Consider the following 16,644-nt stretch of genomic DNA (forward strand, 5'->3'; position numbering starts at 1 on the left):
CGAAATAAGGTGGAGTGAGCGCGCTGTGCCGCTCGAAACAGCCAAATCTGTGTGTTCCGGTTAGTCTTGCCTTGACGAAGGGGGAATGTGTTAACGCATTTTTACCATGTTCCGTTGGAACATCGCATTTCGTCATGGTTAACGAATCGCCCCGTTTTGAACGGTGCGAAGCTGGAGTGAAATCAGCATGTGCCGCTGGGCAGCCTATCGCGGGGAGCCGCTCTATCTCGAGGAACTGGTGACCTCTCCGGCGCACTCGCTGATCGAGCAGTCCCATTGCGCGACACGGGCAAAGACCGCCACCAATGGCGACGGCTTCGGCATCGCCTGGTATGGCGACCATCCCGAGCCCGGGCGCTACCGCGATATCCTGCCCGCCTGGTCCGACTGCAACCTGAAGAGCATCGCAAGGCAGATCCGTTCGCCGCTCTTTCTCGCCCATGTGCGCGCCGCGACCGGCGGCGGCACAAGGCGCGACAACTGTCATCCCTTCGTCTTCGGCCGCTGGTCCTTCATGCACAACGGCCAGATCGGCGATTTCGAGCATCTGCGCCGGCCGATGGAGAGCATGCTCGACAACGACCTCTATTCGGCGCGCACCGGCACGACGGACTCGGAGCTTTTGTTCCTGCTCGCCATGCAGTTCGGGCTCGACCGCGATCCGCTCGGCGCCATCGCCGAGGCGCTCGCCTTCATCGAGCAGCTTGCCGAGCACCTGGAGCGCCAGGTGCTGGTGCGCTTCACCGCCGCCTTCTCCGATGGTCACGATCTCTACGCTGTGCGCTATGCCTCCGACTGGAAGGCACCGACGCTCTATGCAGCTCCGATGGGGCCGAGCGGCGGCTATTGCCTCGTCTCCGAACCGCTCAACGACGATGACAGCGCCTGGGTCGAAATCCCCGACGGCACCGCCGTCATCGTCGGCGAAAACGGCGTCGATGTCCGGCTGTTTTCGACGAAAGGGGCTCCGGTCCGGTCGCGGCATCTCGCCTGAAGCACGTTAGCTGGGTGGTCTGCCCCTCATCCGGCTGCCGCCACCTTCTCCCCGCAGGCGGGGAGAAGGGACACGCCGCACCCTCCCGATCCATCTGCTCGCTGCGAACGCACCGTTCACGCAGGGCACGTCCCCTCGCCCCGCTTGCGGGGAGAGGGCTAGGGTGAGGGGCGCCTGTTTCGCCCGACTAGCCTTTATCTGCCCGCGCCAGCTGCTCGGCAATCATCGCCGCCAGCTTCTCCGCCACCGCATCCTTGTCCATCTCCGGCCAGTCGTCATTGCCGGCAGCGGAAATCAGCTTCACCTTGTTGCGGTCGCCGCCCATGATGCCGGTTGCCGGCGACACGTCGTTGGCGAGGATGAAGTCGGCGCCCTTGCGTTCGAGCTTGGCGCGGCCGTTGGCAGCGACGTTCTCGGTCTCAGCGGCAAAGCCGATGACGAGCTTCGGCCGCTTGGCATGATGGCCGACCGTCTTCAGGATGTCGGGGTTTTCCGCAAGCTGCAGCGGCGGCGGGGCCTCGCCCGGCTTCTTCTTGATCTTGTTGCCGGCGGCCGTGGCCACCCGCCAGTCGGCAACGGCGGCGACCATGACAGCGGCGTCGGCGGGGAGGGCGGCAAGCACCGCGTCGCGCATCTCCTCGGCCCGCTCCACGTGCACGACCCTGACGCCCGCCGGATCCGGGATCGTCACCGGGCCGGAAACGAGCGTGACGTCGGCGCCAAGCCTTGCCAGCGCCGCGGCGATGGCATGGCCCTGTTTGCCGGAGGAGCGGTTGGCGATGTAGCGCACGGGGTCGATCGGCTCGTGCGTCGGCCCCGACGTGACGACGACGCTGCGGCCGGCAAGCGGTTTTGGCGCACCTGCGAGCAGGTCTTCGACTGCAGCAACGATCGCCAGCGGCTCGCTCATGCGGCCTTCGCCGGCCTCGCCGCTTTCAGCCATCTCGCCCGCTTCCGGGCCGATGAAGCGGATGCCGTCCTTGGCAAGCGTCGCCCGGTTGCGGCGCGTTGCCGGATGCGCCCACATCTTCGGGTTCATCGCCGGCGCAACCAGCACCTGCCGGTCGGTTGCGAGCAGGATGGTCGAGGCCAGGTCGTCCGCATGGCCGTTCGCCATCTTTGCCATCAGGTCGGCGGTCGCCGGCGCGACCACGATCAGATCGCATTCGCGCGCAAGGCGAATATGGCCGACATCCTGCTCGTCCTCGCGCGAGAAGAGGTCGAGATAGACATGCGAGGCCGAAAGCGCGCCGACGGCAAGCGGCGTCACGAACTGCTGCGCGCCAGCGGTCATCACGGGCCGCACGCTCGCCCCGCGTTCCCTGAGGCGCCGGATGAGATCGAGGCTCTTGTAGGCCGCGATGCCGCCGGAGATGATCAGGAGAATACGCTTGCCCGACAGTGTCATTTGCACCCGGCCTTTCGGCCGCCCTCTCGCCCGGCAGGGGCCGCCGAGCCTACGCGATACCAGAACTCTTGGGACAGCCGGCTACGCCAGTGTCTCTGGATCGAACCTACTTGAGCGATAGGCCGGGCGCAACGTGTCCCGGTGGCGCAGAGCGGCTGAGCTGACATCGGCGCGCGAAGGCATTTCGCTACGCTCGTCCCTGGGCATTGCCGCTGGTTGTTCCCGTCCGTGGCGCACAATGGAACAAAAGCCGTGCGGTTCGCTTCAACCTGTTCCGCACCTGTTGCCGAAGCTTGATAATGCGGTTAATCCGCTTTCAATCCGCGGGGGCTAAGCTTCTTCCATGCGCATAAATGCGATCACCAATTGGGCCTATGGCGTAACCGTCCTGCTGACGGGGCTTTCCGGCGCGGCCTTCATCCTGTCGACGGACAGCGCCATCAAGGAGCGCCAGGCGGTTGAGCAGCATCTGGTGCTCGACACGCTGGGTGAAGAGCTTGCGCTCGGGGCGGAAACGCGAAGCGACGAGGCGCGCCTCTATGTCATGCGCGGCGACGAGCGCCATCTCGAAGCCTTCCATCGCGCCGAAGAGGAGGAGCGCCGACGCGAGGAGGCGGCAAAGACCGCGGCGGACTTTGGTGCGTCACCGGGCGAGATCGCCGCCTTGCAGGAAATCGTTCGCGAGGCGGAAGCGCTCGACAAGGTCGAGGTCGCCGCCATCGGGGCCTATCAGAAGGGCGACAGCACAGGCGCGCAGGAAAAGCTCTTCGGGCCCGAGCACGAGCGCCTGCAGGCAGCACTTCTCGACACCGTGGCGCGGTTCCGGGACCTGACCAACGTCCGCACCGGCGCAGCCCTCAATGCGGCGCAGGAGCGCAGCGATTGGTACGCGGCCGCCGCCAAGACGATGCTCGGCATCACCGCCGCCCTGTTCCTCAGCGTCCTCTACTTCATCCTGAAGCGTCGCGTCGCCATGCCGCTCACCCGCATGAGCGGCATCGTGACAAGGCTTGCCGAGCAGGACTACGCCGTGGAAGTTCCGCTCGACCGGCGCACCGACGAGATCGGCGAGATGAACAAGGCGATCCATATCTTCCGCGAGAACGGCCTGGAACGGGATCGGCTGGACGCGGAGCGACGGCTGGACCAGCAGACGAAAGACCTGATCCTGCAGATGATGCACCGGCTGCAGGCCTGCCAGAGCCAGGAGGAACTTGCCGAGGTCGTCGCCCGCTTCGCACCGCAGGTCTTCCCCAACCTCGCCGGCCATCTCTACGTCTTGAACGACGGCCGCACGCATCTGACCCGCGTCGGCACCTGGCTCGATCCTGAGCATTCGGCGCCATCCTTCCCGTCGAGCGCCTGCTGGGGGCTGCGCCGCGGCCGGCCGCATGTCAGCAATCGCGGCCACAGCGACATCGCCTGCCAGCACCTCGACGATGATGGCGTGACCGGCCTCTGCGTGCCGTTGACGGCCCAGGGCGATACGATCGGCCTTCTCTACTTCGAGGAACGGTCTGAGGAGGAGTTCGCCGTCGAGGCGTCGCGCCTCTATCTCGAACTGATCGCCGAAAACATCGGGCTCGCCGTCGCCAATCTTCAGCTGCGCGAGAAGCTCACCAATCTCGCGGTGCGCGATGCGCTGACGGGGCTGCTCAACCGGCGCTGCCTCGACGAGGCGCTGAACCGTGAGCCTCGCGGGCAGGGCGGCAAGCCACTCACCTGCCTGATGATCGACATCGACCACTTCAAGCGCTTCAACGACGAGTTCGGCCACGATGCCGGCGATGTCGTCATGCAGTATGTGGCGCAGATCATCGTCGATACGGTCGGCGATGCCGGCAGTGCCTATCGCTTCGGCGGCGAGGAATTCACCGTGCTGATGCCCGATGCCGGCGAGGCCGCAGGCTTCGAGCTTGCCGAACGCCTGAGAACGAAGATCGGCACCACGCCGCTCTCACATCGCGGCCGGATCCTGGGCACGGTTTCGGTCTCGGTCGGCATTGCCTCGGCCCCGGACGACGGACCGGTCGCCACGCTTCTGACCCGCGCCGATGCCGCTCTTCTCGACGCCAAGAACCACGGTCGAAACCGAAGCGTGCGCGCGTCCGGGCTGGCCTTTGGCGACGACGAGGCACGGCGCAGTCTCGCCTGATCTTCCCTTCACCGCTGCACGGCATCGAACGTCCCGCCTTGAAACGGGCGCATTCGATGCTATCTATTGCTGCGATAGAAATTTGAACAGGATACACGCATCGATGGATTTCACCCTGAACGCCAAGCCGAACCGTCTTGCCATCAGGGAAAACCGTATCCATGCCTGCTTCGATTTCACTCTCCCGAATTTCTTGGTCCACGCCTGAGGGCCGAAGCCTCTTTTCCAACCTCGATCTGACCTTTGGTCCTGTTCGCTCCGGCCTCGTCGGTCGTAACGGCGTGGGAAAATCCACGCTGCTGCGCCTCATCGAAGGCTCGATGGCGCCGCAGGCCGGCAAGGTCTCAGTCGTCGGCAGCCTCGGCGTGCTCAGCCAGACCGTTCAGGTTGCGGCCGACGAGACCGTCGCCGATCTCTTTGGCGTCACCGAGGCCCTTGCGGTTCTGCAGAAAGCAGAAGAGGGGCACGCCACTATCGACGAACTGGCTTCCGCCGACTGGACGCTGGAAGCCCGCATGCAGGAAGCGCTTGCGCGCGTCGGTCTGGAGGCATCGGTGGAAACGCGCCTTGCCGCCCTGTCCGGCGGGCAGATGACCCGCGTGAAGCTTGCCGCCCTCGTCTTCAAGGAGCCCGATTTCATCCTGCTCGACGAACCGACCAACAACCTCGACCGCGAGGGCCGGGCTGCCGTCGCCGCGCTGATGGCGGGCTGGCGTGGCGGCGCCATCGTCGTCAGCCATGATCGCGAACTCCTGGAGACGATGGATGCGATCGTCGAATTGACGTCGCTTGGTGCTGCGACCTATGGCGGCAACTGGAGCCACTATCGCGAACGCAAGGCGATCGAGCTCGCATCGGCCCGCCATGACCTCGCCGATGCCGAACGGCGCCTGGCCGAGGTCGAGCGCAAGGCCCAGGAGGCGGCCGAACGCAAGGCGCGCAAGGATGCCGCCGGCCGCCGCAAACGCGCCAAGGGCGACGAGCCGCTGCTCCTGCTCGACGCCAGGAAGGAGCGCAGCGAAAAGACCGGCGGCGACAATGCCCGGCTTGCCGAGCGTCGACGCGATTCTGCCGTCGGCGATCTCGCCGAGGCGCGCGAGCGCATCGAGATCCTGCAGCCGCTGACCGTTCGCCTGCCTCCGACCGGCCTGCCTGCCGGCCGGAGCGTCTTGCAGGTCGATGGTGTCAGCATTGGCTATGAACCGGGCAAGCCCGTCATCGACTGGCTGTCGCTCTCTATCGTCGGTCCGCAGCGCGTTGCGCTCACCGGCCGCAACGGCTCGGGCAAGACGACGCTGCTGTCGCTGCTGACAGGCGATCTGCAGCCATGGTCCGGCGGCGTGCGCGTGCTCGTCGATCACGCCATGCTCGACCAGAAGGTGAGCCTGCTTGATCCCGCGCTCTCGATCCGCGACAATTTTCGTGCCCTCAACCCGGACGCCAGCGAAAACGACTGCCGGGCAGCACTCGCCCGCTTCATGTTCCGGGCGGACGCGGCTCTCCAGGTCGTTTCGAGCCTCAGCGGCGGCCAGATGCTGCGCGCCGGTCTCGCCTGCGTGCTGAGCGGCAGCAAGCCGCCGCAGCTCCTGATCCTCGACGAGCCGACCAACCATCTCGACATCGATTCCATCGAGGCGGTCGAGGCGGGCTTGAGAGCCTATGACGGGGCGCTGCTGGTCGTCAGCCACGACCAGGCTTTTCTGGAGGCGATCGGCATCACCAGGCGGATCGCGCTTTCGTGAGCGCGGCGGCAGCCGCCTGGCTCATTCCGCCCATTGCGCTGCGCCGGTGAAGGCGATCGTCAGCCAGCGGTCGTGGCCGGGGTCGCCGATCTCTTCGCCGATCTCGGCGCGGATCCGGTCGAGATCGGCGAGCGTGCCGACCTTGGTTTCCGGCGTTCCGATCAGATGGACCTCGATCGTCTTGGAACGTCCGACCTTGGCGACATAGGTGCGGTAATCGGCAAAGCCGTGGCGCGCGACGGCGTTTGCGGCGGCCTGGCGCACGCGCTCGTCGAGCTCGGCGGGCGCGACCAGGAAGATTTCCTTCAGCGCCTGGAAGACCGTGCGGATCGGCAGCGGGATCAGGCAGAGCGTCAGCACGATCAGGATCGCCGGGTCGACATAGGGCGTGACGTATTCGTAGGCCGTACCCTTTAGGGCGGCGGCGATCACGAAGGCGACGAGCAGGGCGGATGTGATTGCACCGGACATCGCCCAGGCGCGCACGTCGAGCGCCAGGAATTCCGAACCGATCGGCCTGTTTGCCCGGCGTACATAGAAGAACATGAAGGCGCAGATCACAACGACGACGGCGGCATAGGCAATCGCCCAGTCGAAGGCGAGGTGGTTGCCGCCCGACAGAATGGAGCCGACGGCATTCACCATCGCGTAGAAGGAAAGCAGCGTCAGCAGCCCGGCATTGAAGAGCAGCACCATCGGTTCGATGTGCCAGAAGCCCATCTGGAAGCGCTTGCTCGGCTTCGGGATGAGCTGCGTCACGCCGAGCGCAAGCAGGGTCATGGAGGCGTCGACGGCCGAGAAGACGCCGTCGAACACGATGGAGACCGAGCCCGATAGCAGACCGAAGATAACGCCCGTCACCCCGACGACGACGGTGGCCGCGATCGATTGTTTGAGGACTGTCTGTTCGCTTGGCGCACTCATGATCTTGTTTTTACTCCGGTTTTGGTGTGGTGCGTAGGCGTTGGCAGTGTCGAAATGGTGGCAAGGCGGGTCGATGACGCTGCAAGCATAGCGTTTCGGCCCGCCGCAAGACAGCCGCCAGGGCCTGGTCCAGGGCATGCAGTTGTCTTTCGCCGGTCGTGGGCTCAGAATTGACGAAGGCCCGCGGCAGGAGAATGGGCTGTGGAGGGGACATGATCGTCGAGATGCTGCTCGGTGCTCTCTTCGTGTGCGGCACGGTCGCCCTGACGCTTGCCGCGTACTTCCTGATGCGGCTGATCATGGGCAGCGAGGCCGAGGGCCATGAAAAGGAGCTGGCCAGTTCGGTCATCTTCCGGATCTCGGCACTGCATGGCCTGATCCTTGCGCTCGTGTTCGCGCAGGAGATGGTCGAGTACCAGCAACTCAAATACGAAATGGCGACCGAAGCCGGCGCTATCGCTGACATCTACTATGATGCCGCGCGCTACGGCGAAGACTTCAAGGCACCGATCCAGCAGGCGATCTCCGCCTACGTGTCCCAGGTGATCGACGGCGAGTGGCAGTCATTGGCCGACAAGGGCCGTCTTTCAAATGAGGCCTGGACACTCTGGGACAATGCCTACCAGCATGTGCTGAACCTCGTGCCGACCGATAAGCGTCAGGACAGCCTGCGTAGCCAGATGCTGGAGCGGCTGCACGACGTTTCGCAGAGCCGGACCAAGCGGGAAAGCAACGTTGCGGACCAGATCGACAGCATCTTCTGGTTCGCGGCACTCTCCGGCGTGATCTTCATCGCGCTCGCCTATTATGCCTATCCGCCGAGGCCGCGGAACCTGCTGCTGCTCTGTCTCTTCGGTGCCTATACCGGCATCATCCTGTTCCTGATCTACGCCTTCTCCAATCCATATCAGCCGCCGGCAGCACTGGCGCCGGGGCCGCTCGAACGGGTGCAGGAGCAGATCAACGCCTCGCCCGCGACCGGCGGGTGACCGGTCTCAAGCGAACTGCCCCAGCCGCAGCAGGTCTCCCGTGGCGGCGCCATCGTCGAGCGCCGTGGTGCGCGCGGCCTCGGGACGTGGCGGCGGCATGGAATGGCCGATCGCAAACAGAACCGCACCTGCCGCCGCAAACACCCCGAACAACAGGAACATGCCAGCGCCGCCGACGGCGCCAAGGGCAAGGCCGCCCATGAGCGGACCGAGGAAGTTTCCAAACGTCGAGAGCGAGTGGGCACCGAAATAGGTGCCACGGTTGCCAGCGTTGGAGATGCCGTCGACCAGCACATATTCCGACGGCACGACCAGCACCTCGCCTATGGTGAAAAGGATCATCGAGGCGACGAGCATTTCCATTCCGGACGAGGCGGCAAAGCCGATTTCGCCGATCAGGAACAGCAGGCTGCCAAGCGACAGCGCGTGCAGGGCGCCGATCCGTTCGATGACGAAGCGGGCCGGCGTACTGGCGACCAGCACCGTGACCGCGTTGGTCGAAACCAGCAGCGCAAAAAGCGTGACGCCGTCCTCAAAGCCGGTATTGAGATACTGCGACAGGGTCACGGACCATTGACCGTGAACGGCGAGAAGCAGCGTGCCGCCGACGACGAAGAAGACCAGGCGCCGGTCACGCAGGGCGGCGACAAGTCCGCGCCAGCCACCGGGGCCCCCTGACGTTCGTTCGGTTTCGATAGCCTGCCTGCTGCGGGCCTCCGGTACCGTGAGCAAGAGTACGAGACCGAAGGCTGCGTGTATGACGCCCGCGATGACGAAAAGCGTCACATAGGCGGCACCGACCCATACGCCGATCAATGGCCCGATTGCCCAGCCGGCATTGATGGCGAGATAGCGCCAGGAGAAAACCTTGAGGCGCAGACGTTCAGGCGCCGCATCGCTCATCAGGGCGCGCGCGACCGGTTCAAAAACGGCGGCGGCAACGGCGGAAACGATGTGGGCCAGCGCGAAGGCGGCGATCGATTGCGCCAGTCCGAGCCCGGCCAGCGCCAGTCCGGCCATGAAAAGTGCGACGGTCAGCACGCCTTTTCGGCCAATTCGATCGGAGAGCGTGCCAGCGAAGGGGCTGACGATCGCGCCGAGCAGCGGACCCACGCCGATCAACGCGCCGATGCTGGCGGGATTGAGGCCGAAGTCACGCTGGAGGCGGATCGCAAGGAAGGTCAGGCTCATGCCCTTGGCGATCGTCACCACACCGGAGCCCGCGATGAGAAGCAGCGCGACGAAGCGGCCGGCTTTTTCGGAATAGGCAGTCATCACGGGCACCTGCTGGCTGGAAACCGCCCGGCCTCCCTAAAGGATGGGGCGGAGCAAAAGGAAGAAACGCCTATGCGATTACAGCCGGCACGTGTGTTCTGCAAGGGGGCGTCGATTCCCCAATTGGTCCCGGCATGAACAGAATAGCCCCGAGGCGGCCGTCGTCCGCCCTGGGGCTATTCGCAACGCGATGGCTGGGCGTTGGCCCGACAGCTCAAGCCTTGGCCTGTCGCTCTTGCCAGGCTGCGTAAAGCGGTAACGTCTCGGCATCGTCGACCGGCACATGGCGGAAGCGCATCGCCTGCTCGGCGAGCGGTTTTGCCAGTTCCGCATAGATCGCTGCGGTCGAGAGGCCAAAGGGTTCGGCGTCGGTATTCGAGTTCGCATAGGCGATCTCAGTGATGCCGGCCATGCGCATGGCCGCAAGGCACATCGGGCAGGGCTGGCCGCTGGCGTAGACCGCGGCCCCTTCGAGCCGCGGGGAGCGAAGCTTTTGGGCGGCGGCACGCAGCGCGTTCAGTTCCGCATGCGCGGTCGGGTCGCCGGATGACAGCATCTCGTTGACGCCGCGGCCAACGATCTCGCCGTCCTTGACGACGACGGCGCCGAAGGGGCGCCCGCCGTTCTCGATGTTGCGGCGGGCAAGCGCCACCGCCTCGGCCAGATAGGTCTGTTCCTTGTTCATCCTATTTCTCTCTAGCGGGCGCCGGCGTCGGCCAGCAGCTTCTCGATCTTGCCGTAGCCGCGCTGGCGGGCATGGGTCAGCGGGCTGACACCCTCGCCATCGGCAAGGTTCACGTCGGCGCCGGCCGCAATCAGCAGCCGTACGATCTCGGTGTGTTTTTCGCCGCCGCTGCCGAGGATGATGGCTTCGAGCAGCGCGGTCCAGCCGAGGCGGTTGACGTGATCGACGTCGATGCCGGCTTCGATCAAGGTCTTGACGGTCTCGACATGGCCGCGCTCGGCGGCCGGGATCAACGCCGTTCCGCCATAGCGGTTGGTGCTCTTGAGGTCGGCGCCATTGGCAAGCGCCAGCTTCAGGATTTCGAGATGCCCGCGCGCGCCGGCATAGAGGTAGGGGCTGTCCTGGATCTTGTCCTTGGCGTTGACGTCGGCGCCGGCCTCGATCAGGGCACGCGCCGCATCGACGCGATTTTCATGGGTGGCGGCGAGCAGCGCCGTCGCGCCGCTGGCGTCGCGCGCTTCGATGCTCGCCCCTTCCTTGAGCAGCGCCTTCACCTTGTCCGGATCGCCGGTCTCGGCGGCGGAGATCAGTTGGTTTTCAAGCATCGAGGCCCCCACGGTTTGAGGTGCAAGGCTGAAGGCGGCAATCGATGCGCCGATCAGCGAGCCGAAAAGTCTTGGTCGCATTTGGTCTTTCCGATCATGCAGGCCGGTCGAATGGATCGACCGATCGCAATGGTTCCGGTTACGAGCGAAACGTGGAAACCCGGAAGGGGCTCCGTCCATGCCGCTCTCGCTCATCGCGATCTCGTGCTTACTTGAGCCGATCCGTGACCTTTTCAAGGGCGCAAGACACGCGTCGTCGCCGAACGTCTCCCGCGCCCGGCATGGCCCTCCCACCTGCGACCTTAGGCAGTGCCGCATTCATTTGGAAATTAAATGTATGAATGCTATCAAGTGGAAATATGAATGGTCAGCCTTTCGATCTGGATCTGCTGAGAGCTTTCGCGACTGTGGCCGATTGCGGTGGTTTCACCGCTGCCGCCGGCCGGCTCAATTCCACCCAGTCGACCGTCAGCCAGAAAGTCCTGCGGCTGGAAGAGCAGGCCGGTCATCGGCTGCTCGAACGCAGCCATCGTCAGGTCCGTCTGACGGAAGCGGGCGAGCAGTTGATCGGCTATGCGCGGCGCATGCTGGCGCTCGATGCAGAGGCGCGGCAGCTTCTCTCCGGCGCATCGGTCGCTGCGACGCTGCGCCTCGGCCTGCCCGAAGACTTTGCCGCCGGTCGCACAACCCGCATGCTTTCGGCCTTTGCCCGCCGGCATGACAATGTCAGGCTCGAAGTGACGAGTGGGCTCAGCCGCGAGCTGCGGTCACTCTATGATCGCAGCGAGCTCGATATCGTCGTCGTCAAGCAGCGCCGTGGCTCAGGCGAGGCGGTGCAGCGGTGGCAGGAAAACCTATGCTGGATCGATAGCGCCGCCCATCCTGTTCTGGCGCTCGATCCTCTGCCGCTCGTCGTCTTTCCGCCGCGCGGGCTTTATCGCGACGACATGGTGGCTGCACTGGATGCCTCAGGGCGACGCTGGCGCGTGAGCTATACCAGCTCCAGCCTTGCCAGCATTCAGTCGGCCGTCGCGGACGGGCTGGGCATCAGCCTGCTGCCGGCCCGCGTCGTCCACGACGGGCACCGGACTGTGGGGCCGCAGCAAGGACTGCCGATGATCGAGACGATGGAGATCGGGCTCTATTACCGGCCGGAGGCCGGCGCTCTGGTCACGCGGTTGGCAGAGGATCTTTCAGCGCTCATCGGCGATGACAGCCGGGACGAGGAGCCGTCGCCGGAAATGTCCTGAACCGTATCAGAGCATCGAACGGCTGAGGCCGCCATCGACGGGCAGCGCCACGCCGGTGATGTAGCTTGCCTGACGGCCGGCGAGGAAGGCTGCGGCCGCCCCGAATTCCGCCGGCGTGCCGTAGCGGCCGATCGGGATGTCGCGTTGGCTGCGGGCTGCGACGGTTGCGATATCGAGCCCTTCGCTTTCGGCGTCCATCCGGTCGAAGCTGAGCGTGCGGTCGGTGGCAAGCCGCCCCGGCAGAAGCAGGTTGACGGTCACGCCGTCGGCCGCCACTTCGCCGGCAAGCGTCTTCAGCCAGCCGGCAACCGCACTTCTGAGTGCGTTCGACGCGGTGAGCCCGACGATCGGCTCGCGGATGCTGGTGGAGGCGACGGCGATGATGCGCCCGAACTGGCGGTCCCGCATGCCGGGCAGCAGCCGGCCGGTAATTCGCATGCCGGCCAGAACCATGGTTTCGAACTGGGCGCGCCAGAAATCCGGTTCGATCGCGGATGCCGGCGAGGGCGGCGGCCCGCCGCCATTCAGCACCAGAATATCGATGGCGCCGAAATCGGCTTCGAGTCGGTCCAGCAGGCCATCGAGGCTTTCCGGCTTCGAGAGGTCGAGGGCATAGCCGCGCGCCGAAGGGCTGATGTCGCCTGCCACCTTGGCGGCCGACGCCGCGTCGCGGCCGGTCAGCGCCACGATGACGCCTTCGCCGGCAAGAGCCTCGGCGATGCCGCGTCCCAGCCCTTTGCTGCCGCCGAGCACCAGCGCGCGCTTTCCAGCGATGCCAAGATCCATGACCGACCCTCCTCGATTGCGAAATTCAGAATGGCTCGGCATCCGAGCTACACCAGATTTCCTCGAAGCGGAATCGAATTGGCGACGGCAGATGTCGGAATGCAAAAGCCCGGCCGCGCTGCGGCCGGGCTCTCAAGCGCCCTCCCTCATTCTGCCGCTCAGCGGCAGATGCGGATTTTCTTGTAGTAGCGGTTGCCGTAGCTGTCGTAGCGCTTCACCGTCTTCAGGAAGCAATAGGGCTCGTCCTGGTAGTAGTATGGGCCGCCGTAATAGCTGCCGACGTAACCGACGCGGCCGCTCCAGCCATGACCGTAGTAGCCGTTGCCGAAGCCGATCGAAATGCCACCGGCCTGCGAAGGTGCTGCAAAAGAGATGGCGGCGGTGATGGCGACAGCGGCTGCGACGATGAACTTGCGCATGATGATCTCTCCTCCGGATGGGTTGGGATGAGCCTTCCTCATCCATGGAGAGAAGATCGCATGAGGTCGATATATTCGCAGTTCCGGATGGAACAGGATACGGCCGGCGGTTGCGCTGGATTGCAATCCGCCGGCCACAGTCTGTGCCGGTTGCCGCGTGTTGCGCTATTCAGGCGGCCCTGGGCGCTGCGGGCGCACGAATGCGGGCCATCGCGAACACGTCGGCCAGCACGCCGTTTCGCAGCGCGTAGGCCCGGTGCGTGCCCTCCATCTCGAAGCCGGCCTTGCGGTAGAGCGCGACTGCGGGCTCGTTGTCGGTAAAGACCGTGAGCTCGATGCGGCTGATGCCGAGCCAGTTGTCGGCGGCGTCGATCAGAGCGGTCAGCAACGACTTACCGATGCCTTCGCCGCGATGGTCGTCGTCGACGCTGATCCCGAGTGCTGCCGAATGATGCCGGCGCCCCTTGCCACGATGCAGTCCGGCCATGCCGAGGATCCGACTGCCCCGTTCGGCGATGATGACGACGCTGTCGTCCGAAAGGTTCTCCAGCCACTTGCGCGTCTGTTCCGGGGTGGCGAACGGCTGGCGCAACGTTCCCGAGCGAATGCCCGGCTGGCTCATCAGCGCTGCGATCGCTTCGAAATCGACGACGCGGGCCGCACGGATGCCAATTTTTGAGGGATCGTTTGTCTCGGTCATTGTTTCCTCTCTTTTGCTCCGAGGAAACAGGTCCCAACCCTGCTCGCCTCGGCAGGGTTGGTTGGGGGACATTTCGCTTAATTCAGCGCAACAGGTCTCCCGCACACCCCTGGGGTATGCATGCAAAGCACCATGACGAGAATCGAGCGATTGTCCATGCGGGCAGGATAGCAAGCGTGGGTAGAAAGACAAGCCCGCCGCGCCGGTTCGGGCGCGGGCGGGATCAGGTCACCTGCCAGGCGATATAGACGAGCGTGGCGGCGATCAGCCACAGCGCGACGCGGCCGGAGCGCGTGTGTTTCGCTTCCGCCTTGCCGATCGCATGCGCAGTCTCGGCATCGAAGCGCAGCCCGTTTTCGCTCATCGCCATGATCTCGCTCGAAAACTTTTCCGTGCGGGCGGCGATCTCGGGCGCGGCTTCGGCGAGACGAAGCGCCGCATGCAGGCCATCGCGCAGATCGCCAACGATGCGCTTCGGCCCGAGATTGTCGCGAATCCACTTGCCGACGACCGGCTCGGAGGCCTTCCACATGTTGAAGCGCGGATTGAGCGTGCGCGCGACACCCTCGACCACCACCATCGTCTTCTGCAGCATGACCAGTTCGGGCCGGGTCTGCATGTCGAAGAGCTCGGTGACCTCGAACAGCAGAGTCAGCAGCTTTGCCATCGAGATGGTCTCGGCCGGCTGGCCGTGGATCGGCTCGCCGATCGCGCGGATCGCCTGGGCGAAGCTTGCCGCATCGTGGTGGGAGGGGACGTAACCCGCCTCGAAATGCACGTCGGCGACGCGCTGGTAGTCGCGTGTGATGAAGCCGAACAGGATCTCGGCGAGGAACCGGCGTTCCTTCTTGCCGAGCCTTCCGACGATGCCCATGTCGACGGCAACGATATGGCCGGCATCGTCGACGAACAGATTGCCCTGGTGCATGTCGGCATGGAAGAAGCCGTCGCGCAACGTATGGCGCAGGAACGACTGGATCAGCACCTCGGCGAGCTGGTTGAGATCGTGGCCGGCCGCCTTCAGCCCCTCGATATCCGACATCTTGACGCCGTCGATCCACTCCATGGTGACGACGTCGCGGCCGGTCCGCTCCCAGTCGACCTTCGGCACGCGGAAGCCGGAATCGTCCTTGGTGTTCTCGCCAAGCTCGGAAAGAGCCGCGGCCTCCAGCCGAAGATCCATCTCGATCTTCGTCGTCTGCTCCAGCGTCTTGGTGACCTCGACCGGCTTCAGCCGGCGCGTATAGGGCAGGAAGCGCTCCTGCATGTGGCTGACGAGGTACATCGCCTCGATGTCGGAGGCGAAGCGCTGGCGCACGCCCGGACGGATGACCTTGACGGCGACCTTCTCGGGGCCGCTGTCACGCATCACGATCGCCGGATGCACCTGGGCAATGGAGGCGGCGGCCATTGGCTCGGAAAATTCGGCATAGAGATCTTCGACCGTGCGGCCGAGCGATCCCTCGATCGCGGCTTTCGCCTCGCTCTGAGGGAAGGTGGCCATGCTGTCCTGCAACAGCGACAGGTCGGCTGCAAACTCCGCGCCGACGACATCGGGGCGGGTTGCGAGGAACTGGCCGATCTTCACATAGGATGGACCGAGGCGGGCGACGGCGCGCGACAGCCGGTCGCTGCGCTCCTCGCCGGGTATCCTGCGGCGCGCCAACAGGCCGGCGGCCTTCTGGGCAAAACGGGCAAAGGGCGGCAGGTGCTCCGTCGGGACGGCCGAGACGACGCCTTCGCGCACGAGAACCCAGCCGATCCGCGCGAGGCGGATATATGCTCCAGGCGTGCTCATCGGGATCAGATTTTCCAGCCGGAATGCAGCGCTGCGATGCCGCCGGTGTAATTGGTGAAGGAGACGCGGGAGAACCCCGCCTCCTTGATCATCGTCGCGAAGTCCTTCTGGTTCGGGAACTTGCGGATCGATTCCACCAGATACTGGTAGGGCGCCTCGTCGCCAGTGATCAGCTTGCCGAACTTCGGAATCGCATTGAACGACCAGGCGTCATAGAAGCGGTCGAGCAGCGGCATCTCCACTTCGGAGAATTCGAGCACCAGCAGCCGGCCGCCGCGCTTCAGCACGCGATACGCCTCCTTCAGCGCCACGTCGATGCGCGGCACGTTGCGGATGCCGAAGGCGATCGTATAGGCGTCGAAGGAGTTCGCCTCGAAGGGCAGGTCCTCGGCATTGGCTTCGACGAAATCGAGGTTGGCGGAAAGCTTCTTCTTCTCGGCCCGTTCGGCGCCGACGGCCAGCATCGAGCCGTTGATATCGAGCACCGTCGAATGCGCCTTTCGGTCGGAAGCCTCGATGATGCGAAAGGCGATATCACCGGTGCCGCCGGCAACGTCGAGGGTCCTGTAGCCCTCGCGGCGCGGCGGGTTCAGCGCCGCGATCATCGCATCCTTCCAGGCGCGGTGGAGGCCCGCCGACATCACGTCGTTCATGATGTCGTAGCGCTTGGCCACCTTGTGGAAGACGTCGTTGACGAGCGGCTGCTTCTCGCCCGTACCGACGTTGCGGAAACCGAAGGATGTTTCCATGCCGCCATCGGCCGATACGCGCTGATCCGTCATACGAAGAACTCCACCTGAACCAATTTTTCCGGCACCATAGCGAAAAGGCCTGTCACGCGCTATCTCGTGGGCGGGACCGCGGCTGCGGCATAGCGCACCCCTATAGGATAAGAACGCCGCCAAGGAAATGCC

General features: G+C 64.9%; 15 protein-coding genes. 5 read left to right on the forward strand and 10 right to left on the reverse strand.

Features of this window, described 5'->3' with window-relative positions; genetic code table 11:
• Positions 1-187: 187 nt before the first annotated feature.
• Positions 188-994 carry a class II glutamine amidotransferase gene (locus tag C1A35_RS01535; RefSeq protein WP_077962640.1) on the forward strand — a complete coding sequence of 269 codons (807 nt, stop codon included), beginning with the start codon at positions 188-190 and terminating at the stop codon, positions 992-994.
• Between the two features lie 187 nt (positions 995-1,181).
• On the opposite strand, the gene coaBC is transcribed toward C1A35_RS01535, so the two are convergent.
• The gene (gene coaBC / locus C1A35_RS01540) at positions 1,182-2,402 is read right to left on the reverse strand and encodes a bifunctional phosphopantothenoylcysteine decarboxylase/phosphopantothenate--cysteine ligase CoaBC (RefSeq protein WP_104662606.1); all 1,221 of its coding nucleotides are present in this window, start codon (positions 2,400-2,402) and stop codon (positions 1,182-1,184) included.
• A gap of 343 nt (positions 2,403-2,745) precedes the next feature.
• On the opposite strand from coaBC, the gene C1A35_RS01545 reads away from it, so the two are divergent.
• Together C1A35_RS01545 and C1A35_RS01550 are read left to right on the forward strand one after the other, a co-directional pair.
• The gene (locus C1A35_RS01545) at positions 2,746-4,557 is read left to right on the forward strand and encodes a diguanylate cyclase (RefSeq protein ID WP_104662607.1); all 1,812 of its coding nucleotides are present in this window, start codon (positions 2,746-2,748) and stop codon (positions 4,555-4,557) included.
• 161 nt (positions 4,558-4,718) lie between these two features.
• Positions 4,719-6,299 (forward strand): ABC-F family ATP-binding cassette domain-containing protein, encoded by a 1,581-nt coding sequence (locus C1A35_RS01550; protein ID WP_104662608.1) that lies wholly within the window; start codon positions 4,719-4,721, stop codon positions 6,297-6,299.
• Between the two features lie 21 nt (positions 6,300-6,320).
• On the opposite strand, the gene C1A35_RS01555 is transcribed toward C1A35_RS01550, so the two are convergent.
• On the reverse strand, positions 6,321-7,223 hold the full coding sequence (locus C1A35_RS01555; protein ID WP_104662609.1) for a cation diffusion facilitator family transporter: 903 nt from the start codon (positions 7,221-7,223) through the stop codon (positions 6,321-6,323).
• A gap of 212 nt (positions 7,224-7,435) precedes the next feature.
• Between C1A35_RS01555 and C1A35_RS01560 the strand changes: the two genes are divergently transcribed.
• Entirely contained in the window at positions 7,436-8,212 is a 777-nt protein-coding gene (locus C1A35_RS01560; RefSeq protein WP_104662610.1) for a DUF4239 domain-containing protein, read from the forward strand.
• Between the two features lie 6 nt (positions 8,213-8,218).
• On the opposite strand, the gene C1A35_RS01565 is transcribed toward C1A35_RS01560, so the two are convergent.
• From C1A35_RS01565 to C1A35_RS01575, 3 genes are all read right to left on the reverse strand, one after another.
• Positions 8,219-9,487 carry an MFS transporter gene (locus C1A35_RS01565; RefSeq protein WP_234822701.1) on the reverse strand — a complete coding sequence of 423 codons (1,269 nt, stop codon included), beginning with the start codon at positions 9,485-9,487 and terminating at the stop codon, positions 8,219-8,221.
• A gap of 214 nt (positions 9,488-9,701) precedes the next feature.
• Positions 9,702-10,172, reverse strand: coding sequence for a nucleoside deaminase (locus C1A35_RS01570; RefSeq protein WP_104662612.1), 471 nt, complete (start codon positions 10,170-10,172; stop codon positions 9,702-9,704).
• Between the two features lie 11 nt (positions 10,173-10,183).
• Positions 10,184-10,777, reverse strand: a complete 594-nt coding sequence (locus C1A35_RS01575) for an ankyrin repeat domain-containing protein (protein ID WP_104662908.1) — start codon at positions 10,775-10,777, stop codon at positions 10,184-10,186.
• A 359-nt stretch (positions 10,778-11,136) separates the two neighbouring features.
• Here C1A35_RS01575 and C1A35_RS01580 point away from each other — a divergent pair, with 359 nt between their 5' ends.
• A complete protein-coding gene (locus tag C1A35_RS01580; RefSeq protein WP_104662613.1) occupies positions 11,137-12,027 on the forward strand; it encodes a LysR family transcriptional regulator in 891 nt (296 codons plus the stop codon).
• 6 nt (positions 12,028-12,033) lie between these two features.
• Here C1A35_RS01580 and C1A35_RS01585 read toward each other — a convergent pair whose 3' ends face one another.
• From C1A35_RS01585 to ubiE, 5 genes are all read right to left on the reverse strand, one after another.
• Entirely contained in the window at positions 12,034-12,813 is a 780-nt protein-coding gene (locus C1A35_RS01585) for an SDR family oxidoreductase (protein WP_104662614.1), read from the reverse strand.
• A 158-nt stretch (positions 12,814-12,971) separates the two neighbouring features.
• Positions 12,972-13,232 carry a hypothetical protein gene (locus tag C1A35_RS01590; RefSeq protein ID WP_104662615.1) on the reverse strand — a complete coding sequence of 87 codons (261 nt, stop codon included), beginning with the start codon at positions 13,230-13,232 and terminating at the stop codon, positions 12,972-12,974.
• Between the two features lie 169 nt (positions 13,233-13,401).
• Positions 13,402-13,932 carry a GNAT family N-acetyltransferase gene (locus C1A35_RS01595; protein ID WP_104662616.1) on the reverse strand — a complete coding sequence of 177 codons (531 nt, stop codon included), beginning with the start codon at positions 13,930-13,932 and terminating at the stop codon, positions 13,402-13,404.
• Positions 13,933-14,155: 223 nt separating this feature from the next.
• Positions 14,156-15,730 carry a 2-polyprenylphenol 6-hydroxylase gene (gene ubiB / locus C1A35_RS01600; RefSeq protein ID WP_104662617.1) on the reverse strand — a complete coding sequence of 525 codons (1,575 nt, stop codon included), beginning with the start codon at positions 15,728-15,730 and terminating at the stop codon, positions 14,156-14,158.
• 5 nt (positions 15,731-15,735) lie between these two features.
• On the reverse strand, positions 15,736-16,512 hold the full coding sequence (gene ubiE / locus C1A35_RS01605) for a bifunctional demethylmenaquinone methyltransferase/2-methoxy-6-polyprenyl-1,4-benzoquinol methylase UbiE (RefSeq protein ID WP_104662618.1): 777 nt from the start codon (positions 16,510-16,512) through the stop codon (positions 15,736-15,738).
• Positions 16,513-16,644 lie beyond the last annotated feature (132 nt).

This window comes from Ensifer adhaerens (assembly GCF_002940685.1).
GTDB lineage: Bacteria > Pseudomonadota > Alphaproteobacteria > Rhizobiales > Rhizobiaceae > Ensifer > Ensifer adhaerens_E.